20 protein-coding genes, 1 other RNA gene and 7 pseudogenes are annotated in these 26,234 nt (G+C 68.9%); 13 read left to right on the forward strand and 15 right to left on the reverse strand.

The annotated features are described in order from the left end of the window. Positions 1 to 19 precede the first annotated feature (19 nt). The gene (locus tag QQK29_RS12335; protein WP_284300688.1) at positions 20 to 727 is read right to left on the reverse strand and encodes an SIMPL domain-containing protein; all 708 of its coding nucleotides are present in this window, start codon (positions 725 to 727) and stop codon (positions 20 to 22) included. A 93-nt stretch (positions 728 to 820) separates the two neighbouring features. Between QQK29_RS12335 and ssrA the strand changes: the two genes are divergently transcribed. From ssrA to QQK29_RS12360, 5 genes and pseudogenes are all read left to right on the forward strand, one after another. Beyond that, positions 821 to 1,190: a transfer-messenger RNA gene (ssrA, locus tag QQK29_RS12340) on the forward strand. Between the two features lie 194 nt (positions 1,191 to 1,384). After that, complete coding sequence (locus QQK29_RS12345) at positions 1,385 to 2,275, forward strand: ABC transporter ATP-binding protein (protein WP_348533866.1); 891 nt, start codon at positions 1,385 to 1,387, stop codon at positions 2,273 to 2,275. Then, entirely contained in the window at positions 2,272 to 3,123 is an 852-nt protein-coding gene (locus QQK29_RS12350; protein WP_284300692.1) for an ABC transporter permease, read from the forward strand. The genes QQK29_RS12345 and QQK29_RS12350 overlap by 4 nt, the downstream gene beginning before the upstream one ends. Then, the gene (locus QQK29_RS12355) at positions 3,116 to 3,358 is read left to right on the forward strand and encodes a helix-turn-helix transcriptional regulator (RefSeq protein WP_284300694.1); all 243 of its coding nucleotides are present in this window, start codon (positions 3,116 to 3,118) and stop codon (positions 3,356 to 3,358) included. The genes QQK29_RS12350 and QQK29_RS12355 overlap by 8 nt, the downstream gene beginning before the upstream one ends. 86 nt (positions 3,359 to 3,444) lie before the next feature. Next, positions 3,445 to 4,310: pseudogene (locus QQK29_RS12360) on the forward strand (AraC family transcriptional regulator). A 138-nt stretch (positions 4,311 to 4,448) separates the two neighbouring features. On the opposite strand, the gene QQK29_RS12365 reads toward QQK29_RS12360, so the two are convergent. The 4 genes and pseudogenes from QQK29_RS12365 to QQK29_RS12385 all read right to left on the reverse strand — a co-directional run bounded on the left by QQK29_RS12365 (position 4,449) and on the right by QQK29_RS12385 (position 10,708). Next, the gene (locus tag QQK29_RS12365; protein ID WP_284300696.1) at positions 4,449 to 6,344 is read right to left on the reverse strand and encodes an alpha-glucosidase; all 1,896 of its coding nucleotides are present in this window, start codon (positions 6,342 to 6,344) and stop codon (positions 4,449 to 4,451) included. After that, positions 6,331 to 7,704 carry a glycoside-pentoside-hexuronide (GPH):cation symporter gene (locus QQK29_RS12370; RefSeq protein WP_348533867.1) on the reverse strand — a complete coding sequence of 458 codons (1,374 nt, stop codon included), beginning with the start codon at positions 7,702 to 7,704 and terminating at the stop codon, positions 6,331 to 6,333. Before QQK29_RS12370 ends, QQK29_RS12365 begins: the two co-directional genes overlap by 14 nt. Before the next feature lie 547 nt (positions 7,705 to 8,251). Further along, positions 8,252 to 10,077: pseudogene (locus QQK29_RS18740) on the reverse strand (alpha-galactosidase); the annotation flags it as partial. Positions 10,078 to 10,126: 49 nt separating this feature from the next. Continuing rightward, entirely contained in the window at positions 10,127 to 10,708 is a 582-nt protein-coding gene (locus QQK29_RS12385; protein WP_284300702.1) for a TetR/AcrR family transcriptional regulator, read from the reverse strand. Positions 10,709 to 10,830: 122 nt separating this feature from the next. On the opposite strand from QQK29_RS12385, the gene QQK29_RS12390 reads away from it, so the two are divergent. The 3 genes from QQK29_RS12390 (at position 10,831) to QQK29_RS12400 (ending at position 14,811) form a co-directional block, all read left to right on the forward strand. After that, positions 10,831 to 12,246, forward strand: coding sequence for a hypothetical protein (locus tag QQK29_RS12390; protein ID WP_284300703.1), 1,416 nt, complete (start codon positions 10,831 to 10,833; stop codon positions 12,244 to 12,246). Positions 12,247 to 12,254: 8 nt separating this feature from the next. Beyond that, positions 12,255 to 13,196: a hypothetical protein gene (locus tag QQK29_RS12395; protein ID WP_284300706.1), complete on the forward strand. Its 942-nt coding sequence runs from the start codon at positions 12,255 to 12,257 to the stop codon at positions 13,194 to 13,196. A 103-nt stretch (positions 13,197 to 13,299) separates the two neighbouring features. After that, entirely contained in the window at positions 13,300 to 14,811 is a 1,512-nt protein-coding gene (locus tag QQK29_RS12400; RefSeq protein WP_284300709.1) for a S1C family serine protease, read from the forward strand. A gap of 86 nt (positions 14,812 to 14,897) precedes the next feature. Here the strand turns inward: QQK29_RS12400 and QQK29_RS18745 are convergent, their stop codons facing one another. From QQK29_RS18745 to QQK29_RS18070, 3 genes and pseudogenes are all read right to left on the reverse strand, one after another. Then, a complete protein-coding gene (locus tag QQK29_RS18745; RefSeq protein ID WP_431308696.1) occupies positions 14,898 to 15,329 on the reverse strand; it encodes a M15 family metallopeptidase in 432 nt (143 codons plus the stop codon). Between the two features lie 944 nt (positions 15,330 to 16,273). After that, on the reverse strand, positions 16,274 to 16,459 hold the full coding sequence (locus tag QQK29_RS18065; RefSeq protein WP_348533942.1) for a hypothetical protein: 186 nt from the start codon (positions 16,457 to 16,459) through the stop codon (positions 16,274 to 16,276). 27 nt (positions 16,460 to 16,486) lie between these two features. Beyond that, positions 16,487 to 16,795: pseudogene (locus QQK29_RS18070) on the reverse strand (hypothetical protein); the annotation flags it as partial. 51 nt (positions 16,796 to 16,846) lie between these two features. Between QQK29_RS18070 and QQK29_RS12415 the strand changes: the two are divergent. The 5 genes and pseudogenes from QQK29_RS12415 to QQK29_RS12435 all read left to right on the forward strand — a co-directional run bounded on the left by QQK29_RS12415 (position 16,847) and on the right by QQK29_RS12435 (position 21,882). Continuing rightward, positions 16,847 to 17,470 carry an NADPH-dependent F420 reductase gene (locus QQK29_RS12415; RefSeq protein ID WP_284300711.1) on the forward strand — a complete coding sequence of 208 codons (624 nt, stop codon included), beginning with the start codon at positions 16,847 to 16,849 and terminating at the stop codon, positions 17,468 to 17,470. 216 nt (positions 17,471 to 17,686) lie between these two features. Continuing rightward, positions 17,687 to 18,355, forward strand: a complete 669-nt coding sequence (locus QQK29_RS12420; RefSeq protein WP_284301970.1) for a GntR family transcriptional regulator — start codon at positions 17,687 to 17,689, stop codon at positions 18,353 to 18,355. After that, positions 18,352 to 19,864, forward strand: a pseudogene (locus QQK29_RS12425) (MmgE/PrpD family protein). The gene QQK29_RS12420 and the pseudogene QQK29_RS12425 overlap by 4 nt, the downstream one beginning before the upstream one ends. After that, positions 19,864 to 20,771, forward strand: a pseudogene (prpB, locus tag QQK29_RS12430) (methylisocitrate lyase). The pseudogenes QQK29_RS12425 and prpB overlap by 1 nt, the downstream one beginning before the upstream one ends. Before the next feature lies 1 nt (position 20,772). After that, complete coding sequence (locus QQK29_RS12435; protein WP_284300713.1) at positions 20,773 to 21,882, forward strand: bifunctional 2-methylcitrate synthase/citrate synthase; 1,110 nt, start codon at positions 20,773 to 20,775, stop codon at positions 21,880 to 21,882. Between the two features lie 88 nt (positions 21,883 to 21,970). On the opposite strand, the gene QQK29_RS12440 is transcribed toward QQK29_RS12435, so the two are convergent. From QQK29_RS12440 to QQK29_RS12470, 7 genes and pseudogenes are all read right to left on the reverse strand, one after another. Next, positions 21,971 to 22,117 carry a hypothetical protein gene (locus QQK29_RS12440; RefSeq protein ID WP_284300716.1) on the reverse strand — a complete coding sequence of 49 codons (147 nt, stop codon included), beginning with the start codon at positions 22,115 to 22,117 and terminating at the stop codon, positions 21,971 to 21,973. Continuing rightward, positions 22,114 to 23,277: a sugar ABC transporter permease gene (locus QQK29_RS12445; RefSeq protein WP_284300718.1), complete on the reverse strand. Its 1,164-nt coding sequence runs from the start codon at positions 23,275 to 23,277 to the stop codon at positions 22,114 to 22,116. Before QQK29_RS12445 ends, QQK29_RS12440 begins: the two co-directional genes overlap by 4 nt. Further along, a complete protein-coding gene (locus QQK29_RS12450; RefSeq protein WP_284302073.1) occupies positions 23,274 to 23,441 on the reverse strand; it encodes a hypothetical protein in 168 nt (55 codons plus the stop codon). Before QQK29_RS12450 ends, QQK29_RS12445 begins: the two co-directional genes overlap by 4 nt. Positions 23,442 to 23,552: 111 nt before the next feature. Beyond that, positions 23,553 to 23,753 (reverse strand): annotated as a pseudogene (locus QQK29_RS12455) (hypothetical protein); the annotation flags it as partial. After that, positions 23,672 to 24,025 (reverse strand): annotated as a pseudogene (locus tag QQK29_RS12460) (ATP-binding cassette domain-containing protein); the annotation flags it as partial. The pseudogenes QQK29_RS12455 and QQK29_RS12460, both read right to left, overlap by 82 nt. A gap of 125 nt (positions 24,026 to 24,150) precedes the next feature. Next, a complete protein-coding gene (locus QQK29_RS12465) occupies positions 24,151 to 25,215 on the reverse strand; it encodes a sugar ABC transporter substrate-binding protein (RefSeq protein WP_284300720.1) in 1,065 nt (354 codons plus the stop codon). Between the two features lie 218 nt (positions 25,216 to 25,433). Further along, complete coding sequence (locus tag QQK29_RS12470; protein ID WP_284300721.1) at positions 25,434 to 26,234, reverse strand: inositol monophosphatase family protein; 801 nt, start codon at positions 26,232 to 26,234, stop codon at positions 25,434 to 25,436.

A 26,234-nucleotide genomic window follows, 5' to 3' on the forward strand; every position in this document is an offset into this window, starting at 1 on the left:
GAAACCGCGGCAGAACAGCTCAGCTGGCCTCGAAGCGCGCGTCGACGGACGCCGACACCTCGATGTCCTCCGGAGTGAAGTCGAGTGCCGCCTCGCCCGCCCCGCCGTGCACGGCCGCCGCGCGCATCATCATGGGCGGGGCGGCAGGGCCGTTGCCCTGCACGCCGAGCATGCCGGGATCGGCGATCGCGATCGCGTTCACCTGACCGAGCCCGATCGCCTGGGCGAAGACGCGCGCCTTGTCGGCCGCGTCCTTGACGGCTCGCGAGCGCACCTCGGTGGTCACCGACGTGCGGCGCGCTTCCGTCAACGCCCATTCGATGCCGTTGATCTGCACGCCCGCGACACCCGCGACCTCGCCGATCCACTCGGCGAGCGCGTCGAAGTCCTTGAATTTCACGGTGACGTTGATGGCCGCATGGTGCACGGGGGCGAGCTGCTTGCCCTCGTTGTTCCACGGGCGCTGCGCCCACACGCGGATGCGGTCGCTGGAGAACCAGGTGACCGGTCCGGCATCCGGATCATGCAGTTGCTTGATCGAGGCCGTGACGCTCTGCACAGCCTGGGTCGTGGCGCTCAGCACGCCGTCGCGCTTGGCTCCGTCGAAAGCGACGGCGAGGCGCACGGTCGCGCGCTCGGCGGGATACCAGGCGGTGAAGCTGCCCTGAACGGTGATGACGGTCGGCATCCGTTCATCCTGCCAGGCGTCGGCGGTCTGGGCTATCATGGGAGGCTGCGCCGGAGACGGCGCACTTGGAAACTCCACAGCGCGTGATGACGGCCCACCTCTCACGGATCCCGAGGATCCGGAGGTGACCATGGGGATGATCGGTTTCGACATCGCCTGCGAAACTGCGAGAAGCGGGCCGAGGATGCAGGGCTATCTCGTTAACGCTCTCTGCAAACCACAGGTGCCAACGTTAAGCGCACCGACCTCGCTCTCGCTGCCTAAGCGGAGTAGATAGGTCCGTCAGACCGGACTCGCCCTCGATCCGGACCCTGGCGTCATCTAGAGGGCTTGCTGTGCGACTGAGTTCCAGGGTCGCGCGGGACTTTCACTGGGGCTGGGCTTGTCGACCTAGGTGTTCGTGACAAAGGTCGGAGCCGAGTAGAACGATTCCACGGACTGCGCCCGGAGAAGGCGCAGGCTCACAGCGATGGACGGGGGTTCAATTCCCCCATCTCCACCATCGGTCGTCATCACGGCTGTCGAGTTGAAGAAGACCGCCCCTCGGGGCGGTCTTCTGCGTTGTGGCGGCCTTTTCAGAAGTACCGATCGGCGCTCGTGTCCACTCATTCGGTCCCCGCGGTTGTGTCTTTGACATGCTGCGGTATGTAGCACATCTGCTACATTCGGTAGCGTCAAAGCTGCGAAGGGATGGGCATGAGGAGCACCGCGGTCATCGAGGTCACGGGCCTCACCATGAGCTATGGTCCGCGTGAGGTTCTGCGCGGCGTCGACTTCCACGTGGGGCGCGGCGAGGTCGTCGCGCTGCTCGGCCCCAACGGCGCGGGCAAGTCGACGACGATCGAGATCCTCGAAGGATTCCGCGCACCCTCTGGTGGGCGGGTGCGGGTGCTCGGAGAGGATCCGCTGCACGCCGACGAGGACTGGCGCGCTGGCGTCGGGGTCGTGTTGCAGTCGTGGCGCGACCACGGCCGGTGGCGGGTGCGGGAGCTGCTCGACCTCTTCGCCCGCTACTACGCCCCGCCGCGCGCGCCCTTCGACGTCGACGAGCTCCTCGCCCGCGTCGGGCTGACCGAGCAGGCGACGTCGCGCATCCGCACCCTCTCCGGCGGGCAGCGTCGCCGACTCGACGTCGCGATCGGAATCGTGGGGCGGCCCCAGATGCTGTTCCTCGACGAACCCACCGCGGGCTTCGACCCCATCGTGCGCCGCGAGTTCCACGAGCTCGTGCACGCGCTCACGGATCTCGAGGGAACCAGCGTTCTGCTCACGACGCACGACCTGAGCGAGGCGGAGCGGCTGGCCGACCGCATCCTCATCCTCGATGAGGGAACCATCGTGGCCGACGGCAGCCCCGAGGAGCTCGCCCGTCGCATCGCCGGGACGAGCGAGGTGCGCTGGGTGCAGGACGGCACACGGCATGTGCACGCGACCCCCGACGCGACGGCCTTCGTGCGCGAGTTGCTCGCGCAGAGCGGCGATGCCGTGTCGGAGATCGAGATCGCGCGAGCCAGCCTCGAGGACACCTACCTCGCCATGGTCACCAAGAGCGAGGCAGCGGCCTCGCGGCAAGGAGCACTCCGATGACGTCGACGACCTCCACCGTGCTGCGGGCCGGCACGCACCGCGGGCTCATCGAGTTCCGCAACATGCTGCAGACTCCGAGCGAGGTGCTCTACTACCTCGTCGGAATCGTCGGCGTCGTGATCGCCCTCATCGTGCTCCGCGAGGCGACCCTCGACGGCTCCGACTTCTCGATCGTGCGGTTCCTGTTTCCCGGCCTGCTGGCGATGCAGGTGCTCATCGCCGCGTGCTTCGGCCCGGCGACCGTGCTGTCGACGGAGCGGGAAGACGGCACGCTGCTGCGTCACAAGTCCCTCCCGCACGGCATGCGTGGTTACGTCACGGGGCTCATGGTGCGGTCGGTGCTCGAAACGGGCGTTGCGCTGCTCATCGTGCTCATTCCGGCGACAATGCTCGTCGAGGGGCTGTGGGAGCGCGGGGCGATCTCGCTTCTCGCGATTCCGATCGTCTTGCTCGGGCTGCTCGCGTTCATGCCGCTCGGCTTCATCGTCGGCTCGGTATTCCGCAACCCGAGAGCCGTGGGCGGATGGGGCTTGACGGTGATCATGGTGATCGCCATCGGATCCGGCCTCTTCTTCCCCCTTGTCGCGCTGCCGTGGTGGGCGCAGCTCATCGCGATGGCACTTCCTGTCTATTGGTTCGGCCACGCTCTGCGCTCGGTTCTGCTGCCGAGCGAGACGGCGGTGTTCGAGATCGCGGAGTCGTGGAACCCCCTCCTCGCGCTCGGCGTGCTCGCCGTGTGGGCTATCGTCGGCCTGGTGCTCGCGCCCGCCCTCCTCCGCCGCTCCGCGCGCCGGGAATCGGCGACCGCGATCGAGCGCCGACGTCAGGCGGCACTGCAACGTGTCTGAGCCCGTCGACCGCATCTACAACCGCATCGCGACCCTACGCGCCGATCGCGGTGTGAGCCGGCGCGAGCTCGCCGAGGCCCTCGGGGTGCACTACCAGACGATCGGTTACCTCGAGCGGGGCGAGTACAGCCCGAGCCTGCACCTGGCCTTGCAGATTGCGGGCTACTTCGGCGTGCCCGTCGAGTTCGTCTTCTCGCGGGAGCCGTTCACCCCGCTCGGCTCCGAGCGCGGGTAGCCTGGCGCGCACCCGACCGGATCGGTTCCCACCGGTCGGGTGCCGCGCTCGTGCGGCGGGCAGGCTCGAGAGCGAAAGGGGAAGCCATGATCGCCGCACTCAACCGCCTCGTCGAGCTCATCGAGTCGCAGCTCGACGACGATATCGAGATGGCCGGCCTCGCCCGCGAGGTGGGCACCACCGAGTATCACTTGCGGCGGATGTTCTCATCACTCGCAGGCATGCCGCTCTCGGACTACATCCGCCGTCGCCGCATGACCCTCGCGGCGGCGGATGTCGTCGCGGGTGACGCGCTGCTCGACGTCGCCGTGCGCTACGGCTACGGCTCGACGGAGGCGTTCGGGCGTGCCTTCCATGCGGTGCACGGCGTGCGTCCGGCGGATGTGCGCCGCCACGGCGGCCCCTTCGCACACAACCACAGCTCAGGTTCCGCCTGACCGTCGAAGGGACAGACCCCATGCACACTCGAATCACCGAACGACCCGCGTTCCGACTCGTGGGTCACGCCGCACGCGTGCCGCTCATCCACCACGGCGTCAATCCGCACATCCAGCAGCACATCGCGAGCCTGCCCGTTGCCGAACACGAGCGGCTCAAGGCGCTCGGCGACACCGAGCCCGCGGGCCTGCTGCAGGTGAGCGCTGACGTCGACGCCGACTTCACCGAGGGCAGCGAACTCACCTACCTGCACGGGGTCGCGATCGCCGATGGCGCAGCCGCCCCCGATGACCTCGACGTCATCGAGGTGCCCGCGGGTACCTGGGCGGTGTTCCGCATCGAGGGGCCGTATCCGGCGGCGCTCCAGGATGCGTGGGCGGCGACCGCGACGGAATGGTTCCCCTCGAACCCGTGGCGGTTGCGGCCCGGCCCGTCCATCGTGGCCGTGCTCGAGCGTGCCGACGACTTCAGCACGGCGACCGTGGAGCTGTGGTTGCCCGTCGAGCGGGCGTGAGCACGGTGCGCGCGCCATCTACATGGCAGATCGACACCCATGCGCCTGCAGAGGTGTTCCGGTACCGGTTGAGCATGTAGATGGGACGTGTTCGGCGCGAGGAGGTTTCGAGACGCGTCGCGCTGCGCGCGGCGCTCCTCAACCAGCTGAGCTGCGCCAGACGCGCGCCTCGTAGGGCGCGAGCGGTCCGGTTCCCGGGCCGCTCGCGCGCTCGAGCATCCATCCGGGCCCCGGCGCCCGCAGCCGCGCGACGCGGTCCGAGAGGTTGAGTGCCACGAGGAACTCCTCCGCACCCGCACGCCGCCGGTACCGCCACACCCGCCGCGACGAGCGCTCCGTGATCGTCTCCCCGTACACGAGCGCCCGGCTCGAGCGGCGCAGTGCGATCAGCGCACGGTGCCACTCGAGCACCGAATCCAGGTCGCCCTCCTGCAGCGCGACATTGACCTCGACATGGCTGCCGTCGCCCGCGATCCACGGAACACCCGTCGTGAAGCCGCCCGTGGCATCCCATGCCATCGGCACGCGCGTGTGGTCGCGCGTGCCGGCGAGCACCCGGGCGAAGATCTCGGCGGGCGCGACACCGGATGCGGTGAGCTCGGCCGCGAGGTTGTGACTCTCGACATCGCGCAACTGGTCGAGCATCGTGAAGCCCTGATTCGCGGCTCCCACCTCCTGCCCTTGATACAGGAACGGGGTGCCGCGCAGCGTGAACTGGACCGTCGCGAGCAGCTTCGCCACGGCGACCCGGTGCTCGGGTCGCGGGTCGACCTTGGAGACGAACCGCGGGTTGTCGTGGTTGTCGAAGAACAGGCTCATCCAGTAGCCGTCGCCGTACTCGGCCTGCCACCGCGTGTAGTAGCGCTTGAGGTAGCCGAGGTCGTAGCGGTAGTCGTCGAAGCGCGTGCGCCCGGGGTTCTCGAGATGCTCGAAGTTGAAGATCATGTCGAGCTCACCGCGGTCGTCGCCCACCAGGAGCTTGCCCATCTGCGGGCCGATGCCGGGCGTCTCGCCGATCGCGACGCAGTCCGGGTCGTCGAAGGCCTCCGCGCGCAGCTGCTTCAGGTGCTCGTGCAACCGGGGCCCGTGGAAGTAGTGCTCCATGCCGGTGAAGCCGATGAGTCGCCCGATGAGGGGGTTGCCGGGCGGCAGGCCCGGCGTCTTCGAGATGTAGTTGATGACGTCGAGCCGGAAACCGTCGACCCCGCGCTCGCGCCACCAGCGCACCATCTCGACGATCTCGGTGCGCAGTGCCGCGTTCTCCCAGTTGAGGTCCATCTGTTTCGAGGAGAAGAGGTGCAGGGCCCACGCGCCCGCCTCCTCGAACCACCTCCAGGCCGAGCCGGAGAAGAACGAGGTCCAGTTGTTGGGCGCCGCATCCGGTTCGCCCTCGCGAAAGAAGTAGTAGTCGCGATACGGCGAGTCGGGGTCGGCGAGCGCCTGCTGGAACCACTCGTGCTCGTCGGAGGTGTGGTTCACGACGAGATCCATGATGAGTCGCATGCCGCGCTCGTGCAGTCCCGCAACGAGTGCATCGAAGTCGTCGAGCGTGCCGAACTCGGCCAGGACCGCCCGGTAGTCGCGGATGTCGTAGCCCATGTCGTCCATCGGCGAGTCGTAGATGGGCGAGAGCCACACCGCATCGACGCCGAGAGCCTTCAGATAGTCGAGCCGCGAGAGGATGCCGCGCAGATCGCCGATTCCGTCGCCGTTCGAGTCCTGGAACGAGCGCGGGTAGATCTGGTAGACCACCGCCTCCTTGAACCACGCCTCCCGCAGTGGCATGCCGGATGGCGCCACAGCATCCGGAACCGTGCGCATGAGGGCCACGAGGGCGTCGACGAACGCGTCGTCGATACGCCTGCCGGTGAGGCGCGGCAGGGTGCTGAGCCGCACGGCCCCGACGAGCGGGTTGGTGACCCAGCGCGGCGAGCGGCCCACCTGCAGCGCGAGGCTCTCGATCACGTCGCGGCCGAGCGGATGCCGGGCGACGTCGCGGATGCGGCTGCGGCGGGTCAGGTCACGTGCCGGCATGCTCCTCCTTGCGTGCGCGCAGTTCCTCGACGATCTGGGCGTAGCGCCCCTCGTCGAGCACGTAGAAGCGGCGGTAGACGAGGTAGCTCACGGCGATGAGAACCCCGGGCACGATGAACATCGCGGCCTTCACGAGCATGACACCGGGCTCGGTCATGTCGGCGGCGCCCGCGGCATCCTTCATGCCGGAGGCGATCACGACCCAGCCGATCACGCCGTTCGCGAGCGCCGAGCTGAGCTTGTACACGAACGGCTGCAGCGACAGGGTGACCGAGTCGTTACGGCGGCCGAACTTGTGCTCGCCGTACTCGACGGTGTCGGCGATGAACATGAGCAGTTGGATCTGGATCACCGCCTGGGCCGCGAACACGCCGACGCCCGCGATGATGATCATCACGAGACCACCGGGCGGCGTGAGGAAGAACAGCACGTAGCCCGCGACGACCACTGCGAGAGCGATCGTGAAGAGCGTGCGTCGCGAGAGCCGGGCCGCCATGAGCGGGTAGAGCGCGAGCGCCGTGATCTGCGACACCCCGAGCACCGCGGCGAACACCGCGTACATGCCCTCATCGCCATACACGTAGCCGAAGTAGTAGATGCCGAGGCCGGTCGTCACCCCGAAGGCGGTCATGAACAGCAGGAACGCGATCGCCACCGTCAGCAGCTGGTCGTTGCGGAAGATCACCGACACCAGTTCGCGGAAGCGCGTGTGGCTGTGCGTGACGATCGTGCGGTCCTCACGAACGAGCAGCACCATCACGAGCTGCAGCACGACCATGACCGCGGCGATCGTCAGCGCGACCCAGAAGAACGACCAGCGGATGTCGCCGATCGCCGCCCCGACGGCGCTCGAGATCGGCACGATGCCGACCACCATCGAGAAGGTACCGATCGAGGCGCAGATGCGCGCGAAGGAGCCGATCTTCTCGCGCTCGCGCTGGTTCTGGGTGAGGGCGGGCAGCATCGACCAGTAGCCGATGTCGTTGGCCGCGAACGCCGCGCTCCAGGCGATGTAGACGACCGTGAAGACGGCGATGAAGGCGGCATCCCCGATGGCCCACGGCGTGAACAGCACGACCATGAGCGACGAGGAGGCGAGGATGCCCGCGACGATCCACGGCTTGAACTTGCCGAAGCGGCTGCGCGTGTTGTCGACGAGCACGCCCACGAAGGGGTCGACGATCGCATCGATCGCCCGCACCACGACGAGCACGATGGTGATGGCCGCGAACACGGGCGTCGACACCTCGAGGATGTCGCTGAGGTAGAACAGCAGGAACATGCTGATCATCGTGTAGGCGGCATCCCGGCCGATGGTGCCGATTCCGAAGCCGTAGCGGTTGCGGATCGTCTGCCGCATCGGCCGCTGCGGGGGCGGGGTTCGGGGTGTCGCGGAGCTCGGGTCGCTCACGGGGTGTCCTCTCGTACGACGGTGTACAGGGTGGATCCGAAGTCGCCCAGCATGCGCAGGGCGGGGTGTGGCCGGTGCCGGCGAACTGCATCTCGAGGCGGATGCCGACGGCCAGCAGCGCGCCGGTGCCGCGGTAGCTCTCCACCGCGTCGGGCAGGCTCTTGTGCTTGCGCACGACGTTCATGACGAGGCCGCCCGGGTCGAGCTTCACGGGGCTCACGTGGTTCACGAGCGCGCCCAGCCGCTCGAGCATGAGACGCTGCGGCTTCGCGTCGACCCGGTAGACGGCATCCGGATGCAACCCCGCGACGGGCAGGATGTCGCGCTCCGGGGCCGCGCGCACGCCGCGCTGGAAGTTGCCGACGATCGCGGCATCGCCCTCGCCGACCTGCCAGATCACGCGGTGCTCGGTGCCGCTCGGGATGCGACGGAATCGTCCGAACTGGAAGGTGCGCCGGTGCTCCTTGTAGAACGCGATCTGCTCGGTGATCTCACGTTTCTCCTCGGCCGTGAGGAAGTCGAGGTCGTACTCGTAGCCGAGGCAGCCGAACGCGGCCACGTTGAAGCGGGTCGAGAGCGGGGTGTCGCGCAGGGTCTGCTGGTGCGGCGAGGCCGACACGTGGGCGCTGATGACGCTCGGCGGGTAGAGCTGCGCGATGCCGCCCTGGATGCTGAGACGCTCGATCGGATCGGTGTCGTCGCTCGTCCAGATCATGGCGGCGTAGCGCAGCATGCCCAGGTCGAAGCGGTTGCCGCCCGAGGAGCACATCTCGAGCAGCACCTCGGGGCGGGGCCCGAAGACGCGCGCGATGACGTCGTAGAGGCCGAGCATGTAGGCGTGAGCGGTCATCCCCGGATGCGGCACGTGCGGGGAGTAGGCGGCCGCGATATGCCGGTTCATGTCCCACTTCACGTAGCCGAACCCGTTGTCGTCGATGAGCGCGCCCAGCTGCGCGACGAGGTAGTCGCGCACGGCGGGGTTGCACAGGTCGAGCACCTGCTGGTGGCGGCCCTCGCGCGGCGTCTTGCCGGGCACCCGCAGCATCCATTCCGGGTGCGCCCGGAAGAGCTCGCTGTTCTCCGACACCATCTCGGGCTCGACCCAGATGCCGCAGGCCATGCCGAGTTTGCCGACCTTGCTCACGAACGCGCCGAGCCCCGCCGGGAACTTCTTGACATCCACGGCGTAGTCGCCGAGCGCGGCGGTGTCGTCGGCGCGCCCGGCGAACCACCCGTCGTCGATCACGAACAGCTCGACGCCGAGTCTCGCCGCCTGCTTCGCGAGGCCGAGCAGGCGTTTCTCGTCGATGTCGAAGAACGCCGCTTCCCACGAGTTGTACACGACGGGCCGTTCGACGTCGCGGTGCGCACGCGGCGTCACGTGCTCGCGCACGAAGCGATGCATCCGATCCGAGAGGCCGTTGACGCCCTCGGCGGAGAACGCGAGCACCGCTTCGGGCGCCTCGAACCCCTCGCCGGGCGCGAGGATCCAGCGGAACGCTTGCGGGTGGATACCCGACAGCACGCGCACCGAGCCGTGTGCATCCCGCTCGAAGGAGGTGGCGTGATTGCCCGAGTAGACGAGGTTGACGCCGTAGACCCAGCCGTGGTCGTCATCCGCGTCGCGCGCGAGCAGCAGGGTGCCCGGGTTGTGGCGATTGCTGCTCGCCCCGGTCGTGCTGCCGATCGAGAAGACCCCGGGCTGAGGGGGCGGTCGTGCGCGTGGGCCTCGTGGATCCAGCCGCCATCGAAGCTGCGCACCGTGAAACCTCGGTCGGGCAGGTCGAGCTGCAGGCTCGCGAGCTTCACGATCTCGGCGGGGGAGTCGCCCGTGTTGCGCAGGATGGTGCGCCGCGTGATCACGTCGACCTCGGGGAACACGGTGTAGAGCAGCACGAGCTCGAGACCCGCGACCTCGTCGGCGAGGGTCACCTCGAGGGTCTCGACTCCCGCGCCTCCGTCGGCGGTCGGCAGGTCGGCCGCAGGCACGGTGCCGGGGAGGATGCGGTGGCTTCGGTAGGTGAAGTCGGTGTCGGTGCCGAACTCGGTGAACACCTCGACGGGCGAGAGCCGGTAGTCGCCCTGGCCGATGCCGGAGTACTCGAGCGGGACGGCGTCGAGGCTGTAGGCCGTGTCGCCGGGGGCGTAGACGACGCTCGAGCCGAGCTCGATCGTGCGCTTCACCTGCAGCGCTGAGGAGTGCTGTGGCGAGAGAAGAGGGCCGTAGTGCAGGTGCTCGAGGTGGCCGTGCTCGGTGCGCGCGAACCAGTACGAGGTGTTCGCGGTCTGCAGGAAGAAGACGTCGGCGGCGACCTCGATCACAGATGTGCTCCTGTCGCCGTGCCGATCGCGTCATCGCGATGGCTGGAGTCTAGCCGTCGCGAGCGATGGCATCCGTCTCGAAGAGCGGGGGCGGGTCGGAGAGCACCGCGTCGATGAGCGGCGTGACCCAGGGGTACTCGTCGGCGTGTTCGCGGTATCCCATGGCGAGCACGGCGTTGATGAGCAGCCCGCGCGCGAGGTAGTCGCGCGCCTCTTCCGGCGACGCATTCGAGTGCTCCACGAGCACCTGGTACATCTCGGCGAGCAGCCCCCGCACGTAGGCGCCGACCGCGGGAACGCTGCTCGCGGTGAAGCCCTGTAAGAGCACGAGCATGACGGTCTCGTCGAGCACCGTGCGGCCGTAACGCTCGGTGAAACGGTCGAGCGCGAAGCTCTCGAGCCCGATGCCGCGCATCTGCGCCAGGATGACGTCGCCGGCCCGCTGCAGCGCGGCGAGGAACAGCTCCTCCTTGGTGTCGAAGAGGTGCAGCACGTAGCCCTGCGAGATGCCCGCCTCGCGAGCGATCTCGGTCGTCGAGGTGCCGTGATATCCGGTGCGGCCGAAGGCGCGCATGGCGGCTCCGAGCACCTGCTCCCGGCGCTCGGGGCGTTTGAGGTTGCCGCCTGACACGCGATTCAGCCTACGGCGGTGCACGGCGACGGCGGATACGGCCCGCGGGCTTGTATGTAATAGATGTATTTATTATGTTGTTCGGCGGATGGCACCACCACCCATCCGGCAAGGGGAACTTCATGAGTCGGCTCGGCATACGAGCGCCACGCTGGCGCGTGCTCGCGATGGCCACGATCGCGGCACTCGCCGTGACCACCCTCGGAGGCTGCGTCCCCGGCGGCGAGACCGCCCGCAGCGAGGTCCGCGAGCTGCGCCTCTACACCGGCGCGATCCCCGAGCCCGCGCCCCTCGTCGCCAACAGTATGGGAGCTCTCGAGATGCCCATGCCGCCGACCGACCCCACGGACGAGGCGGCGTGGAAGGCGTACGAGATCGCCGCACAGGAGTACCTCGAGGCCGTGCAGAACACGAGTGGCGACGCCATGTCGTTCGCGATGCAGGTCGGCGAGCTCGCCGAGGCCACCCGCAACAGCGACGAGGCATCCGTCGCCGCATGGCAGTCGCTGCTCGTCGCGGCCGGTATCGCCGTCGGCTACGGCACGGATGCGGTCGAGGTCAGCGGCATGCAGGGCTCCGGAATCCCCATGACGGATGGCGAACTGCGCCTGCACGCGCTGCTCGGCGCCTCGACGGTGCGGATGCCGCTGACCCAGCTGGCCGACGTCATCGGCGCCCTCGGCGTGTTCGACGAGACCGACCTCGCCGAGGCCCTCTACGCCGACCTTCAGAGCCTGCTCGCGACCGACTTCGGCATCGTCTTCACCGTTCTCGACCCCGAGGTCTTCACCACGCTCCACCACGGCAAGCCGCACACCGTGCCGCTGGACGAGGTGACCGTGACGGGGGCGCAGGCCGCACTCATCCTGCGCCTGCTCTCGATCGACCTGCTGACGCTCGGCGACGAGAGCGGGGTGGTGCCCGCCGGCGCCGACGAGGCACCGGTCGTGATCAGCACGGCCGGGTGGTCAGCGCGCGCCGCCGCCGACGGCCCATGTGGCACCGGTGAGGAAGCCCCGTGGGAGGTGGAGGGTCGCCGCAACGTCGGCAAGGGGCTCGGTTGGAGCTTCGGCGAGCTCGTCGGGAATGTGCCCGGTTTCGATGGGCCCAAGCTCGCCTACCAGTCGGCGCAGGCGGCGCTCGCGATCGCCTCGGTGATGGCGAAGATGGCCGCGATGCAGTCCACGTTCTCGATGGGCGGCGCACCGCTCGTGCGCACCAAGGACCGCACGGCGGGGGAGCGGCGGGAGATCGCGATCGCCCTCAGCTACCCCACCGAGACGCTCGAGGACGTGCGCCAGTGCCTGTCCGCCCTGCTGGCGCCCCTCGGCATCGACCTGTCCGATCACCTGGGGGCGCCGCATCCGGGGTCGACGTCGAGCTCTACCAGAAGAACAACCGCCTGCAGCCCAGCACCGAGCGCGGCGGCACCGCGACCTATCGTCAGCAGACCGCCCAGAACGGCATCGCGACCTTCCCGGTGCTCGGGAAGCCCCAGGCGGAGCGTCTTCCCTCGGGAGCCGAGCCCGAGGAGGTGACGGCTCGCGTGCGGGCCGATGCCAACGTCGAAGGCTCCGACCTGATGAAGGATCTCGTCGCACTCGGTTGGGAGGCGCTCGGCAGGAGCATCCCGTCGATCCTCGCGAACGTCGCCGCCCGGATGAAGCTCGTGTCGTTCACCTGGGACGTGCCGGTGCGCGACTGGACCCTCGTCGCTGACTTCGACGTCGTACTGAGCGGCACCATGTGGGGCCACTCGGGCATCAACACCGGCGGGGTATCGGAGAGTCCCTGCGGCACGTGGATGATGCACATGTCGACCACGGGTGAGGGCACCATCGAGTCGCAGACGCCCACCCGGGTCACCGCCCACTACCTCACCGAGCAGGTCGAGGGGCAGGCGGTCTCCGGGCTCGTGTTCTACCCGGCGGGCTCGAGCCCCGACGACGTCGCGATCGTCGAGGACGGCGCCGAGCTCGTGCACCTGGGCGTCGACTACTCGGTCACCAAGTCGGAGTCGGCGCCGGGGGTCGACCCGATGCCTGCGCACTACGAGGAGCCGGGGGTGGGCGGATGCGGCGACGGCGACGGCGGAGGCTCCGCGCCGCCCCAGCCCGACTGCGGCCCGCGGCAGTACGCCGGAATCGCCACCCTGCTCGTGGCCGACGGCACTCTGCGGGTGCTCGCCGACCAGCCGAGCAGCCGCCCCTGGTCGGAATGCGGATGGGCGATGCCGTTCGCCGACCCGCTGTCGCCTCCCAGCAGCATGAGCTCGTGCGCCTCGGCGGAACCCGGGGGCGGCCGCGTGCCATCCGTCGACTCGGTGTTCAACGAGCGCGGGACGTTCGAGATCACCGGAACGCTCGCGTGTTCGCGCGACGGCCAGGAAGCCTGCAGCGCTTCACCTTCGACTGGACGCTCACGTTCTGTCGAGTCGTCGACGGCACCTCGGCGTGCCGCGCCTGAGCCACCTCGCGACCACCCCTAGTTCTCGGAACTGGGGTGATTCGACAGGGTCCCACGGAGTCCCGCGGGGCCACACTGATGGCCGGCCGTCCACCGGCCGCACCACCACCTGAAGGAGTCCTCACATGTCCTCGCACCACCACGCGACGCGGCGAACAGCCGTCGCCGTCGCCCTGATCTCCGCCACCGCGGCCGCATTGAGCGGCTGCAACCTCCTGCCCACGGCGACGCCCAGCTCGGGAGCAGTCGACTTCGACGACGTGCAGTCCGCCACCGTCTACCTCAAAGGCCAGGGCACGTTCATCGAGCCGGGCACCACGTCGTCGTCCGAGTACGGCTGGGTCGGTTCCGGGTTCATCGTCGACGCATCCGGTCTCGCCATCACCAACAACCACGTCGTCGTCGGCGCCGGCACGCTCTCGGGCTTCCTCGGCGGCGACCCCGACGACGAGGTCAACGTGAAGGTACTCGGCGCATCCGAATGCCTCGACCTCGCCGTCGTGCAGCTCGAAGGCAAGAGCTTCCCGTTCCTCGGCTGGCACAAGGGCGAGATCAAGACCGGCCTCGACGTGTACTCGGCCGGTTACCCCTTCGGCGCCGCCGAGGAGTTCACGCTCACGCGCGGCATCGTCTCGAAGAACGACTTCGCCTTCGACACGCAGTGGGCCTCGCTCGGTCAGGTCATCGAGCACGATGCGCGCATCCGCGGCGGCAACTCGGGCGGTCCGCTCGTCGATCCCGACGGGGCGGTCGTCGGCGTGAACTACGCCGGCAACGACTCGCTCGACTACAACTACGCCATCCACCGTGACGTCGTTCAGGATGCCTTCGAGGCCCTCTCGCAGGGCGAGCGCGTGTCGTCGATCGGTGTCAACGCGCGCGCGTGGCAGTCGGATGACGGCTCGCTTGCGGGCGTGTGGGTGCAGTCCGTCGAGGCGGGCGGGCCCGCCGATGCGGCGGGCATCGAACCCGGCGACCTCATCTACAAGCTCGGCGGGGTGAGCGTCGGCACCGACGGCACGCTCGCCGCCTACTGCAAGGTGCTCGACACGCAGGGCGTCGACGGCACCATCGACGTCGACGTCTACCGTCCGTCGAGCGACGCGCTGCTCACCGGGCAGGTGAACGGCAAAGAGCTCAAGGTCACCGAGACCGGCGTGTTCGGCGGCGGCACCAGCTCGAACTCGGGTGGCTTCACGACCGTCGAAGACGACAGCGGCGTGCTCTCGGTGAGCGTGCCGCGCGAGTGGAACGACGTCAACGGCAGCAAGGCCAACGACGGCGCGCGCGACTGGTACAGCGTCTCCGCATCGGCCGACCTCGCGGGCTTCCAGTCGTCGTTCGCGACGGCCGGCATGCAGTTGCTCGCCACGGATGCGAACTACAGCACGGATGCGGCGCTCGCGCAGTTCGACTTCAGCAGTTCGTGCAGCGTCATCACCGCATCCGGAGACTACGACGACGGCTACTACGCGGGTGTCTACAGCGAGTACGACTGCGACGGCACCTACGAGCTCGTGCTCGCCACCCAGGACACGTCAGGCACCGCGACGGTCGTGCTCATCGCCCAGCTCGTGAGCGACTACGAGCAGGACACCGTGCTGTCGCAGCTGCTGAACACCTTCCAGCTGAGCTGATCGGCGTCCGGGCAGGGTCGCCCGAGGACCGGCCCCGCCCGGACGCCCCCTCATGTCCTCGGAAACCACCACCGGGCTGCCGGTCGTCACCCGTAGTCGGGGGCGGCCGGCAGCCCGAAGTACTCTTCGAGCGTCCGGACGCCGCGCTCGTGCATGTCGGTCGCCACGTCCACGCCGACGTACCGGAAGTGCCACGGCTCGTAGGTGTAGCCGACGATCGGCTGCCAGCCGTCGCCGTAGCGCAGGATGAAGCCGTACTTCCACGAGTTCGCGGCGAGCCAGCGGCCTCCCGCGGTGTCGGCGAAGCAGCGCGCGAGGTTGCAGCCGGTGCCGTCGTCGAGGTCGACAGCGAGGCCGGTCTGATGCTCGGAGTTGCCGGGGCGCGCCGAATGGGTGTCGGCACCTGCGACCCCTTCGCGCGCGACGAAGCCGCTGTAGATGGTCTGCTGACGCGCGAAGCTGCGGTAGGCACTCGACATCCGCAGCGTGATGCCCTCGGCGGCCATGGCGGCCCGCATGCTCTCCAGGGGCCGAGCAGCTCCTGCCGCACCTGGGTCGCCCCGGGGATGCCCGACGGGGTGACAAGGCCCGGGGGCACATAGTCGGCCGCGAGGCCCCGGCGCTTGTTGACCACCGCGGTGAGCGACGCCGGATCGGACACGCGGACGCCGGTTCCGCCCGGGGTCGCGGGCGTGCGTGCCGCATCCGAGGATGCGATGACGGCGTCGACGGCCGAGCGGTAGGCGGCCAGGGTGTCGGCGAGGAGCGCCGGCTCGGCGTCGGGGAGGGCGTCGAGCTGGGCCTGCAGCGCGGCACGCACGTCGTCCGCCGCATCCGACCGTTCGGCGAGCAGTGCTTCGCCCGTCGTCTGAGCGGCCGTGAGGTAGGTCGCGATCGCGGTCTCGAGATCCTCGACGGCGCCCTCGATTCGCTCGGCCCGCTTCGTCGCGGTTTTCGCATCGTCGGCGTACAGCTCGGCCTGGCGGCGGAGAGCGGATGCGGTGGCGCCGTCGTCGTCCGGCTGCGCGACGATCTGGTCGCCGTACATGCCCTCGGCCTCGGCTTCGGCTTCGCGCACCTCGGCGGCATCGTCGCGCGCCCCCTGCAGTGCGGGGCGGGCGGCGTCGTCCAGGCCCGGTCCCGCGACGGCGAGGCCGGCATCCGCTGCGGTGATCACCTCGTCGAGAGAGCCGGTCGCGGCGTCGATGCGCCGAACCGCGTCATCGAGTGCGCTCCGCGCCTCGGTCACGGCCTTCGCCGCCGCGCGGCGTTCATCGGCGGCCGCCTGCTGGGCGAGGCTCGTCGCGATGAGCAGTCCCGCTACGAGCGCGAGCACGAGTGCGACGGCCCCGCCCACGATGAGCAGGATGCGGGTGCGGCGGCTCAGTCGCGCGCGCCCTGGGCGCAGCGTGGGGGCGTCTGCCTCGGTCACGCGGACGAGCCTAGGGGACAGGCGAGGCGTCTACGGCTCCAGCAGGGCCGTGAAGCGACCCTCGGGGTCGAGCGCGTGGGTGATGGCATCCGAGATCTCGGTGAGCTGGCCGAGTTGCTCGCGGCTGAGGGAGTCGATGACGATGCGCCGCACGAGGTCGATGTGACCGGGGATGGCCCGCACGAGTTCGCGGCGACCGTCGTCGGTCAGGCGCACGTTCGTGGCGCGGCGGTCATCGGGGTCGGGGACGCGCTCGACGACCCCGCGGTGTTCGAGACGGGTGACGACGTGCGAGAGCCGGGGAGGGTCGCGTTCGTACCGGTGGCGAGTTGCGACATCCGCAACGTCTGGTCGGGTGAGAACCGCAGGAACGACAGCACGGCGAACTCGAAGTGCGTCATCCCGGAATCGCGCTGGAGCTGGGAGTCGAGCGCCCTCGGCAGCAGTTCGAGCATCGTCACGAGCGAGAGCCAGGCGGCGGACTCCTCGGCGTCGAGGCGGGGTACGAGTCGGGTCATGGAACCAGTGTACGGGGAATAGTTGCAGCAACAACTATGTTGTGCCTATCGTTGACGTAACAACCTTTTGGAAGGAATCCCCGCAATGACCTCGATCAGCATCATCGGCGCCGGCAACATGGGCAGCGCCATCACGGGCATCGCCGCGAAGAGCGGCGCACAGGTTCAGGTGGTCGCACGCGACCTCGCCAAGGCGCAGGAGCTCGCCGGCAACACGGGTGCCACCGCGGCGACGTTCGGCGACGCGCTCACGGGCGACATCGTCGTGCTCGCCCTCCCGTTCCCGGCGATCGACGACGTCGTGAGCACCTACGGAGCCCAGCTCGACGGCAAGGTCGTGGTCGACATCACGAACCCCGTCGACTTCTCGAGCTTCGACGCGCTCGTCGTGCCGTCCGACTCGTCGGCGGCCGCGGTGATCGCCGAGAAGGTTCCCGGCGCACGCGTTGTGAAGGCCTTCAACACGAACTTCGCCGCCACCCTCGCCACCGGATCGGTCGGCAGCGCGACCACGACGGTGCTCGTGGCCGGCGACGACCAGGGCGCGAAGGACGCCGTGATCGGCTTCGTGCGCGACGGCGGCCTGAACGCCGAAGACGCCGGCTCGCTCAAGCGCGCGCGTGAGCTCGAGGGTGTGGGCTTCCTGCAGCTGACGCTCGCCGCGGGCGAGAAGATCGGCTGGGACGCCGGCTTCGCCGTCGCCAAGTAACCCTCATTGTCGAGAATGCAGGAGAACCCGGGCGTGTCGACGGCGTGAGGCCCCGGATGCCGGGGTGCCGCGCAAGCGCTCCTGCATTTTCGACATGGGGCGGCGTGAGAATCGCCCGAGCAGACAGACGAAAGGCCCCGCTTGTATACAAGCGGGGCCTTTTCGATGCGATCCGTCGCGTAACCGGGTTTCATTGTATACATTGAGAGAGTGACGATGGCGACGGGACGCGCGAGTGATCGCGCATACGAGACCCTGCGGCGCGAGATCCTGCAGTGGCGGCTCGCGCCCGGCACCGTGCTGGGCGAGGTCGAGCAGGCGACCCGTCTGGGCATCTCCCGCACACCCCTGCGCGAAGCGCTCTCCCGCCTCGCCGCCGACGGTCTCGTCGAGACGCAGACCGGCCGCGGTCTGGTCGTGGCGGCGGTCTCCCCGGATGCGGTGCGCGGCCTCTTCGAGCTGCGCGAGGCTCTCGAGACCGCGGCCGCCGCGCTCGCGGCCGAGCGCCGTGAGCCGACCGTGTTCGCCGAGCTCGCCGAGCGGTTCGACGGCGCCGCCGACCTCGTCGAGCAGGGCGATCTCGACGCCTACTACGCCCTCGTCGCGCGTTTCGACGACGCGATCGACGCGAGCCTCGACAACGCCTACCTCGTGGCGGCCCTGCGCGGAGTGCGCACGCACCTGCAACGCATCCGGCGCCTCGCCTACGACGACCCCGCCCGCCTCGTTCGCGCGGCCTCCGAGCATCGCACGATCGCCGAGGCCATCCGCGACGGCGAGGCCGAACTCGCCCGCACCGCGACCTACGTGCACTTGCGCGCCAGCCTGCGCCACATCCGATCCACCCCGCATCTCGATGCGGCCCGACCGAAGGAGAGCCCGTGAAGCTCCACCCCGTCCGCACCTACCGCAGCGACGAGAACCTCGCGCGCGAAGACGAGCTCGCCTGGAAGATCGCACAGGTGGCTGCCGATCCGGTCGCCGTCGAGCCCGAGGTCGCCGAGATGATCGTGAACCGGGTGATCGACAACGCCGCCGTCGCCGTCGCCTCGCTCGCCCGCGGTCCGGTCGTCGCGGCCCGCGGTCAGGCGCTCGCGCGCCCCCAGGCGGATGCCCGCCCCGGTCACGCGGGCTCCCGCGTCTTCGGCGTCGATGGCGCGTATCAGCCCGAATGGGCCGCCTGGGCCAACGGCGTCGCCGTGCGTGAGCTCGACTACCACGACACCTTCCTCGCGGCGGAGTACTCGCATCCGGGCGACAACATCCCGCCGATCCTCGCCGTGGCCCAGCACGCCGGGGCCGACGGGGCGGCTCTCGTGCGCGGAATCGCCACGGGCTACGAGATCCAGATGGACCTCGTGCGCGCCATCAGCCTGCACAAGCACAAGATCGACCACGTCGCCCATCTCGGCCCGTCGGCCGCCGCGGGCATCGGCACGCTGCTCGGCCTCGCCCCCGAGGTCATCTACCAGGCGATCGGCCAGGCCCTGCACACGACCACCGCGACGCGCCAGTCACGCAAGGGCCAGATCTCCACCTGGAAGGCGCACGCCCCGGCCTTCGCCGGCAAGATGGCGGTGGAGGCGATCGACCGGGCGATGCGTGGCCAGACCTCGCCGGCGCCGATCTGGGAGGGCGAGGACGGCGTCATCGCGTGGCTGCTCGACGGCCCTGACGGCCGCTACAAGGTACCGCTACCCGAGGCGGGGAACCCAAGCGCGCCATCCTCGACAGCTACACGAAGGAGCACTCCGCCGAGTACCAGGCGCAGGCCTGGATCGACCTCGCCCGGAAGCTCGGCACCGAGCACCCCGAGCTGCGCAACCCGGATGCCGTGCGCGCGATCGTGCTGCACACCAGCCACCACACGCACTACGTGATCGGCTCGGGTTCGGGCGACCCGCAGAAGTACGACCCGACGGCGAGCCGCGAGACGCTCGACCACTCGATCCCGTACATCTTCACGGTCGCCCTGCAGGACGGTGCGTGGGATCACGTCGGCTCGTACGCCCCCGAGCGTGCCGCGCGGCCCGACACGGTCGCCCTCTGGCACAAGGTCACGACCGCGGAGGATCCGGAGTGGACCAGGCGCTACCACTCCGAGAACCCCGACGAGAAGGCATTCGGGGGCGCGTCGAGATCGAACTCGCCGACGGCTCGCGCATCGTCGACGAGATCGCCGTGGCCGACGCCCACCCGCTGGGCGCTCGGCCGTTCGTGCGCGCCGACTACGTCGGGAAGTTCCGCACCCTCGCCTCCGGCGTGCTCGCGGACGCCGAGATCGGGCGTTTCCTCGCTCTCGCCGAGCGGCTGCCCGAACTGACCTCTGCCGAGGTCGGCGAGCTCAACATCGTCGCGACCGGGTTGCCGGTCGCACCGGAAGGACTGTTCTGATGCTCCACGCGCAATCGACCGCATCCGCCAAGCGCCAGGCGCTGCGGGCACGCCTCGCATCCGGTGAACTCGTTCGCATGCCGGGCGCCTTCACCCCGCTCTCGGCGAAGCTCATCGAGGAGAAGGGCTTCGAGGGCGTGTACATCTCGGGGGCGGTGCTCTCGGCCGAGCTCGGGCTGCCCGACATCGGCCTCACGACCCTCACCGAGGTGGCGCAGCGCGGAGGGCAGATCGCGCGGATGACCGAGCTGCCGACCCTCATCGATGCCGACACGGGCTTCGGGGAGCCGATGAACGTCGCGCGCACCGTGCAGGTGCTCGAAGACGCCGGTGTTTCGGGGCTCCACCTCGAAGACCAGGTGAACCCCAAGCGGTGCGGACACCTCGACGGCAAGGCGGTCGTCGACGAGGCCACCGCGCTCAAGCGCATCCGGGCCGCCGTCGAGGCGCGCCGCGACCCCGAATTCCTCATCATGGCGCGCACCGACATCCGCGGCGTCGAGGGCTCGACGCCGCGAAGGATCGTGCGAAGAAGCTCGTGGATGCCGGCGCCGATGCGATCTTCCCGGAGGCGATGGCCGACCTCGCCGAGTTCGAGGCTATCCGTGCGGCCGTCGACGTGCCGATCCTGGCGAACATGACCGAGTTCGGCAAGAGCGAGCTCTTCACGACGCAGCAGCTCGCGGATGTCGGCGTCAACATCGTCATCTTCCCGGTGTCGCTGCTGCGGCTCGCGATGGGGGCTGTCGAACGCGGCCTCGACACGATCCTGGCCGAGGGGAGCCTCACGAGTCGCGTGCCCGAGATGCAGAGCCGTGCGAGGCTGTACGAACTGGTCGACTACGAGGGCTACTCGGAGTTCGACGCCGACGTCTACACCTTCGACCTGCGGAACAACAGGAGCTGACATGAGCGAGAGCGACATCAAGAAGGGACTCGCGGGTGTCGTCGTCGACGTCACCGCGATCTCCAAGGTCAACCCCGAGACCAACTCCCTGCTCTACCGGGGGTACCCGGTGCAAGAGCTCGCGGCGAACTGCACGTTCGAGGAGGTCGCCTACCTGCTCTGGCACGGCGAGCTGCCGACGCCCGTCCAGCTCGAGGAGCTGCAGAGCTTCGAGCGCGAGCACCGCGCACTCTCGAGTGTCGCCAAGGATGCGATCGACCTGCTGCCGCTCGACGCGCATCCGATGGATGTCGTGCGCACCGCCGTCTCCGCCTACGGTGCCGCCGACCCCACGGTGGCCGACGCGGACACCGACACCCAGCTCGATCAGGCCAAGAGGCTGTGGGCGCAGCTGCCGGCGATCGTGGCCTACACGCAGCGCCGCCTGCGCGACGAGGAGCTCGTGGAACCGCGCGACGACCTCGGCTACTCGGCCAACTTCCTGCACATGACGTTCGGCGAGGTGCCGGATCTGGTGATCGTCACCGCGTTCGACGTCTCGATGATCCTGTACGCGGAGCACTCCTTCAACGCGTCGACGTTCACGGCGCGCGTGGTCACCTCGACGATGTCCGACCTGTACTCCGCCGTGACGGCCGCGATCGGTGCGCTCAAGGGCCCGCTGCACGGGGGCGCGAACGAGGCCGTCATGCACATGTTCGACGAGATCATCTTCGCGGATCGGGCCGAGGGGTGGCTGGATGCCGCGCTCGCCGAGAAGCGCAAGATCATGGGCTTCGGGCACCGCGTCTACAAGAACGGCGACTCCCGGGTGCCGACCATGAAGGCCGCGCTCGACACGCTGCTCGCCGAGTACGACCGCCCCGACCTCGGGGAGCTCTACACGGCGCTCGAGACGGCCATGGACGAGCGCAAGGGCATCAAGCCGAACCTCGACTACCCGTCCGGTCCCGCGTATCACCTCATCGGATTCGACACGGCGCTCTTCACGCCGCTCTTCGTCGCGAGCCGAGTGACCGGGTGGACTGCCCACATCCGCGAGCAGGCGGCGGCCAACGCGCTCATCCGTCCGCTCTCCGAGTACGTGGGTGTCGACGAGCGCCACCTCTGATCGCACAAACGCTGCAGCGGTTGCCCGTGCGCGCCCGAGATGACTGGCGCGCCGCGGCAACCGCTGCAGCGTTTGACCTGAGATGGGGCTAGGTGCGGATGACGGAGCCTCCGGCCCGCACCCGCGAGACGGCATCGACCGTTGCAGCGAGCACGAGCACGCCGCCCGTGACGATGTAGTTCACTCCGGCGGGCAGATTCAGCAGGCCGAGGCCGTTCGCGATGACCGCGATCACGAGGGCACCGATTGCGGCGTGCATGAGCCGGCCGCGACCCCGAAGAGGCTCACGCCGCCGACGACCGCCGCGGCGACACCGCTCAGCACGATGTCGGTTCCGAACCCGGCGTTGACCGAGCCGACCTTGCTCGCGCTGAAGACACCCGAGACCACCGCGAGGGTGGAGCCCACGATGAAGGCGACCCAGCGGATGCTGATGACCTTGACGCCCGCGCGGCGCGCCGCCTCGGCGTTGCCACCGATCGCGTAGATGTAGCGGCCGAACCGCGTGCGGTCGAGCACGAAGGTGCCGATCCAGAGGATTGCGAGCACGATCGGCAGCACGATCGGCACGCCCTCGATCACCTTGATGCTCGAGGAACGGTTGACGCTCAGAACGCCCACGACGAACCCGCCGACGACCGCGATGACGCCGAGCTTCGCCCAGACGAGCGCGATCGTGCGGTTCGGCACGCCCGCGCGGGTGCGGCGATAGCGGTCCCACATCGACATCCCGAACGAGATGGCGAGCATGACCACGAGCATCACCCAGCCCGCCCAGATCGGCAGGTTCGCGTTCTGAATGGCGAGGAACTCGGGGATCTGGATGCGGAACACGCCGCCAGCGCCGAGCAGGATCAGCGTGACGCCCTGAAGCCCGATGAAGAGACCCAGCGTGACCACGAACGAGGGGATGCCGACCCGCGCCACGAAGAATCCGATGAAGGTTCCGATCAGCATGCCGACCGCGAGCGCGATGATGAGCGCCAGGATCCAGTTCATGTTGATGCCGTCGGCCTTGGTGAGCACGACGAAGGCCGAGAGGGCCACGCCGGAGGTCACACCCGCCGACAGGTCGATCTCGCCGAGCAGGATGGTGAGGGTCAGCGCCATCGCGAGCGTCACGAGCGACGCCGCCTGCGTCATGAGGTTGGCGAAGTTGCGCTCCGTGAGGAAGTACTGGTGGCCGAGCATCGTCTCGCTCAGCACCGCGAACAGGATCACGAGCACGACGAGACCGCCGATGGCGGGCAGAGCGCCCATGTCGCCGTGGCGCACGCGCTGGAAGTACGCGCGCACCTGGTCGAGCACGCCGCCTTCCTGGCCGCTGCCGATGAAACCGCCCTCGGCGGGAAGGTTCGTGGTGTCGGTGCGTGGGGGAGTGGGGGTGGCGGTCATGCGTTGACTCCGTCGTAGGTCTTGCTGCCGGTGATGTAGCCCACGACGTCGTCGCTCGTGGTCTCGCTCGTCGGGATCGAGGCGACCATCGTGCCGAGGTACAGCACGTTGATGTAGTCGGCCACCTTGAAGACGTCCTGCAGGTTGTGGCTGATTATGATCACGGCGACGCCCTGGTCGGCGAGTCGGCGCACGAGGTTGAGCACCTGCTCGGTCTGGGCGACACCGAGCGCGGCGGTGGGCTCGTCGAGCACCACGAGCTTGGCCTTCTTGAGCACCGAACGCGCGATCGCGACGGTCTGGCGCTGACCACCCGAGAGGAGGAGACCTTCTGGCGCACCGACTTCACCGTGCGCACCGAGAGCGAACGCAGCGTCTCGCTCGCCTCGCGCTCCATCTGGCCTTCGTCGAAGGTGACGCCGCGCACCTCCTCGCGGCCGAGGAACATGTTCTGCACGATGTCGAGGTTGTCGCACAGGGCGAGGTCCTGGTACACGACCTCGATGCCGAGATGCGAGGCGTCGCGCGGCGAGTGCAGGTGCACGACCTTGCCCTCGAAGCGCACCTCGCCACCGTCGTACGGCTGCACGCCGGCGAGTCCCTTGATGAGGGTCGACTTGCCGGCACCGTTGTCGCCGACGAGCGCGGTGACCTTGCCGGCGTACGCCTTGAGGTTGACGCCCTTCAGCACGCTGACGGGGCCGAAGCTCTTCACGATTCCGGAGAGTTCGATGAGGGGCGCATCCATCGGGCCCCCTCCTTTCTGGGACGACGCCGTCCCGTGTGTGTCATGTTCCCACTTCGTGGGTTCGTCGTGGGAAGGGGCCCCGCGCCGTGGATGCGATCCCGGCGCGGGGCCCCTCCTCGCAGGTGTTACTTGATGCCGTACTGCTCGCACGCGGCAGCGACGTCACCGGTGCAGAGCTCCGACGCGCTGGCGTTGCCGTCGTCGATCACCTTCTGCACCTCCTCCGGTCCCACGAGGACCGGGGTGACGGCGATGTACGGGGTGCCGTCGTCGAGCGTCTTGTCGGCGGTCGGCTTCTCACCGTTCAGCAGCTTGATGGCGAGGTCGGATGCGGCCTTGGCCTCGAGCTGGAACGGCTTGTAGACCGTGGCGGTCTGCTTGCCGAGGAGCACGTTCTGCAGGCCGGCAACCGAGGCATCCTGACCCGAGACCGGAACGGTGAGGCCGTTCTTGTCGAGGATCGAGATGACACCGGCGGCGTTCGCGTCGTTGGCAGACCAGACCGCGTCGACCTTGCCGCCGAGCGAGGTCAGCGCCTGCTCGAAGTTGGTGGCCGACTTCTCGGTGTCCCAGACACCCGTGGGCTCGGCGGCCGGCTTGATGCCCGCAGCCTCCATGACCGACACGGCGCCGTCGTGGAACATCGCGGCGTTGCCGTCAGACGGGTCGCCGCCCATGTACACGACGACAGCGGTCGCCGGGTCCTTGCCGGCGGCCGCGAGGCCGTCGACGACCGACTGGCCCTCGAGCTCGCCGACCTTCACGTTGTCGAACGACACGTAGTAGTCAGCGCCGGCGATCGGGCGGTCGTAGGCGATGACGGGCACGCCCTCCGACTTGGCCTGCTCGACGACTGCCGAGCCTGCACCCTGGTAGTCGACGACGAGCATGACGCCGCAGCCCTTGGAGAACTGCTGGTCGGCGATCGTGGCCATCTTGTCGGTGCTGCCCTGAGCGTTCTGGATGTCAGCCTCGAAGCCGGCGTCCTTGAACGCCTTCTCGAGCGCGGGGCGGTCGCCGTTCTCCCAGCGGTCCGACGACTCCGTGTCGGGCAGGATGACGCAGGCACGCGTGGAGGCGGTGCCCCCGTCGTTGTTGCCTCCGCCGTTGTCGGCCGTGGAACATCCGGCAAGAACCAGCGCGGAAGCGCCGGCGAGTGCAGCGAGCGAAATCAGCGATGACTTCTTCACGTCACTCCCTTTCTCATTGGTGTGAGGGGGAACTTCCTCGAAGTACCACGGTTCGGCTGTGAACGGTGGCAGTGCGATTGTGCACTGAATTCAAGAGTTGAAGATACCCGGCGCGGCGCGTTTTCGGTAACTATTCGGTAACGGCCAGGTAGATCAAGGGAAGAACGGGGGACGACGCGCACAGAAAACGGGGTGCATTCACTTCACGATGTGAAGGCTTAGCCGCGCAATCGCTCCAGCACCTCGTCGTGCAAGACGCCGTTGGTGGCGATCACGCTGAGTTCGTCGAGCCGCTCGGTGCCGGTCGCGGTCGTCACCCGACCGCCGGCCTCGGTGATGATCGGAACGAGCGCCGCGACATCCCACGGCTTCACGTCGAACTCGCCGGCGATGTCGATCGCGCCCTCGGCCAGCAGCATGTACGCCCACAGATCGCCGAAGGCGCGGGTGCGGCCGACCGCGCGCGAGAGTCCGATCAGCCGATCGAGGTAGCCGTACTGGTCCCAGGTCTGCAGGTTGTTGTAGCTGAGGGTCGCGTCCTCGAGCGCTGCGACGGCGCTCACGCGCAACGGGCGCGCATCACCGCCGTCGTGCTGTACCCAGGCGCCGCGACCGGTCGAGGCCCACCACCGTCGCCCGAGAGCCGGGGCGCTGACGACGCCGACGGCCGGCACGCCGTCGATCGCCAAGGCGATGAGCGCGCCCCAGATGGGCACGCCGCGCGCGAAATTGCTCGTGCCGTCGATCGGGTCGATGATCCACTGTCGACGCGACTCGCCTGCGCTCCCGAACTCCTCGCCGAGCACCGCGTCGTGGGGCCGCGCCTTCTCGAGGTGCGCCCGGATCATGCGCTCGACGCGCGTGTCGGCATCCGTGACGATCGACTTGTCGGCCTTGAGTTGGATGCCCAGATCCTGCGAGCGGTAGCGGTCCATCGCGATGAGGTCCGCCTCGGCGGCGAGCGTTAAGGCGACCGCGAGGTCATCGGCGAGGGTGGGGTCTGCGGGGGAGTCGCTCAC

It is taken from the genome of Homoserinibacter gongjuensis (assembly GCF_030161875.1).
GTDB lineage: Bacteria > Actinomycetota > Actinomycetes > Actinomycetales > Microbacteriaceae > Homoserinibacter > Homoserinibacter gongjuensis.

Bases quoted from the DNA above. Each gene is read 5' to 3' on its own strand.
- QQK29_RS12335 (WP_284300688.1), bottom strand. From the start codon at position 727: ATGATAGCCCAGACCGCCGACGCCTGGCAGGATGAACGGATGCCGACC.
- QQK29_RS12345 (WP_348533866.1), top strand. From the start codon at position 1,385: ATGAGGAGCACCGCGGTCATCGAGGTCACGGGCCTCACCATGAGCTAT.
- QQK29_RS12350 (WP_284300692.1), top strand. From the start codon at position 2,272: ATGACGTCGACGACCTCCACCGTGCTGCGGGCCGGCACGCACCGCGGG.
- QQK29_RS12365 (WP_284300696.1), bottom strand. From the start codon at position 6,344: ATGCCGGCACGTGACCTGACCCGCCGCAGCCGCATCCGCGACGTCGCC.
- QQK29_RS12370 (WP_348533867.1), bottom strand. From the start codon at position 7,704: ATGCGGCAGACGATCCGCAACCGCTACGGCTTCGGAATCGGCACCATC.
- QQK29_RS12390 (WP_284300703.1), top strand. From the start codon at position 10,831: ATGAGTCGGCTCGGCATACGAGCGCCACGCTGGCGCGTGCTCGCGATG.
- QQK29_RS12400 (WP_284300709.1), top strand. From the start codon at position 13,300: ATGTCCTCGCACCACCACGCGACGCGGCGAACAGCCGTCGCCGTCGCC.
- QQK29_RS18745 (WP_431308696.1), bottom strand. From the start codon at position 15,329: ATGCGGGCCGCCATGGCCGCCGAGGGCATCACGCTGCGGATGTCGAGT.
- QQK29_RS12415 (WP_284300711.1), top strand. From the start codon at position 16,847: ATGACCTCGATCAGCATCATCGGCGCCGGCAACATGGGCAGCGCCATC.
- QQK29_RS12420 (WP_284301970.1), top strand. From the start codon at position 17,687: ATGGCGACGGGACGCGCGAGTGATCGCGCATACGAGACCCTGCGGCGC.
- QQK29_RS12435 (WP_284300713.1), top strand. From the start codon at position 20,773: ATGAGCGAGAGCGACATCAAGAAGGGACTCGCGGGTGTCGTCGTCGAC.
- QQK29_RS12445 (WP_284300718.1), bottom strand. From the start codon at position 23,277: ATGACCGCCACCCCCACTCCCCCACGCACCGACACCACGAACCTTCCC.